Annotated in this window: 9 tRNA genes and 2 rRNA genes; all 11 read left to right on the top strand. The window is 50.5% G+C overall.

From position 1 onward, the window contains the following. The first annotated feature begins 218 nt into the window (after window positions 1-218). Window positions 219-334 (top strand): 5S ribosomal RNA (rrf, locus tag NLW78_RS15505). Window positions 335-347: 13 nt separating this feature from the next. Then, window positions 348-423 (top strand) — tRNA-Val (locus tag NLW78_RS15500). Window positions 424-425: 2 nt separating this feature from the next. Continuing rightward, window positions 426-501: transfer RNA gene (locus NLW78_RS15495), tRNA-Thr, on the top strand. A 35-nt stretch (window positions 502-536) separates the two neighbouring features. Beyond that, window positions 537-612: transfer RNA gene (locus NLW78_RS15490), tRNA-Lys, on the top strand. A 7-nt stretch (window positions 613-619) separates the two neighbouring features. Then, window positions 620-704: transfer RNA gene (locus NLW78_RS15485), tRNA-Leu, on the top strand. A 5-nt stretch (window positions 705-709) separates the two neighbouring features. Next, window positions 710-784 (top strand) — tRNA-Gly (locus NLW78_RS15480). Between the two features lie 9 nt (window positions 785-793). Beyond that, window positions 794-882 (top strand) — tRNA-Leu (locus NLW78_RS15475). A 3-nt stretch (window positions 883-885) separates the two neighbouring features. Next, window positions 886-962: transfer RNA gene (locus NLW78_RS15470), tRNA-Arg, on the top strand. Between the two features lie 25 nt (window positions 963-987). Then, window positions 988-1,064 (top strand) — tRNA-Pro (locus tag NLW78_RS15465). A 5-nt stretch (window positions 1,065-1,069) separates the two neighbouring features. Beyond that, a tRNA-Ala gene (locus NLW78_RS15460) sits at window positions 1,070-1,145 on the top strand. Between the two features lie 85 nt (window positions 1,146-1,230). Beyond that, window positions 1,231-1,439 (top strand): 16S ribosomal RNA (locus NLW78_RS15455); the annotation flags it as partial.

Below are 1,439 nucleotides of genomic sequence, written 5' to 3'. Positions count from 1 at the left end.
CCGAGGTGGAAGCATGGTGACATGTGGAGCTGACGGATACTAATCGATCGAGGACTTAACTTTATCTAAAATGAACGCAAGTTCATCAATGCGAATTTTCTTCTTATCTAGTTTTGAAGGTGTTTTTAAAAAAACACTTGCATTCTACTAAGAAAGTAGTTATAATATAACTTGTCCTTGAAAAACGACAAACAAAAAGTGAAGCGTATATGATATAGTCCGGTGGCGATGGCGGAGAGGTCACACCTGTTCCCATTCCGAACACAGAAGTTAAGCTCTCCAGCGCCGATGGTAGTTGGGGTTCTTCCCCTGCGAGAGTAGGACGCTGCCGGGCGGACATATTAAACGGAGGATTAGCTCAGCTGGGAGAGCACCTGCCTTACAAGCAGGGGGTCGGTGGTTCGAGCCCGCCATCCTCCACCATCGCCGGCCTAGCTCAATTGGTAGAGCAACTGACTTGTAATCAGTAGGTTGGGGGTTCAAGTCCTCTGGCCGGCACCATTGAATTTAATTAATATGTTCGAAAAACATATACCGAGCCATTAGCTCAGTCGGTAGAGCATCTGACTTTTAATCAGAGGGTCGGAGGTTCGAATCCTCCATGGCTCACCACTTTTCAGCGGGTGTGGCGGAATTGGCAGACGCGCTAGACTTAGGATCTAGTGTCTTTCGACGTGGGGGTTCGACTCCCTCCACCCGCACCATATAAGCGGAAGTAGTTCAGTGGTAGAACACCACCTTGCCAAGGTGGGGGTCGCGGGTTCGAATCCCGTCTTCCGCTCCAAAATTAGCTGCCGGGGTGGCGGAATTGGCAGACGCACAGGACTTAAAATCCTGCGGTAGGTTTCTACCGTGCCGGTTCGAGTCCGGCCCTCGGCACCATAAGCGCCCGTAGCTCAATTGGATAGAGCGTTTGACTACGGATCAAAAGGTTAGGGGTTCGACTCCTCTCGGGCGCGCCATTTTTTATTATTTAAATAATCCAGTCGGGAAGTAGCTCAGCTTGGCAGAGCACTTGGTTTGGGACCAAGGGGTCGCAGGTTCAAATCCTGTCTTCCCGACCATTTATGGGGCCTTAGCTCAGCTGGGAGAGCGCCTGCCTTGCACGCAGGAGGTCAGCGGTTCGATCCCGCTAGGCTCCACCATTTTTTGTTCCTTGAAAACTGAACAAAACGACCAGTAATGTCAATTTCGATTTTTTTATTTAGCTAGAGACCAAGTTTTCCAACTTTTATGGAGAGTTTGATCCTGGCTCAGGACGAACGCTGGCGGCGTGCCTAATACATGCAAGTCGAGCGCGGGAAGCAATTTAATCTCTTCGGAGTGACGATTGTGGAACGAGCGGCGGACGGGTGAGTAACACGTGGGCAACCTGCCTGTAAGATCGGGATAACTCCGGGAAACCGGGGCTAATACCGAATGAGATCTGAGACCGCATG

It is taken from the genome of Salirhabdus salicampi (assembly GCF_024259515.1).
Classification (GTDB): Bacteria; Bacillota; Bacilli; order Bacillales; family Alkalibacillaceae; genus Salirhabdus_A; species Salirhabdus_A salicampi.
Note: the sequence above shows the minus strand (reverse complement) of the source record. Positions and strands in the feature narration are given on the sequence as shown.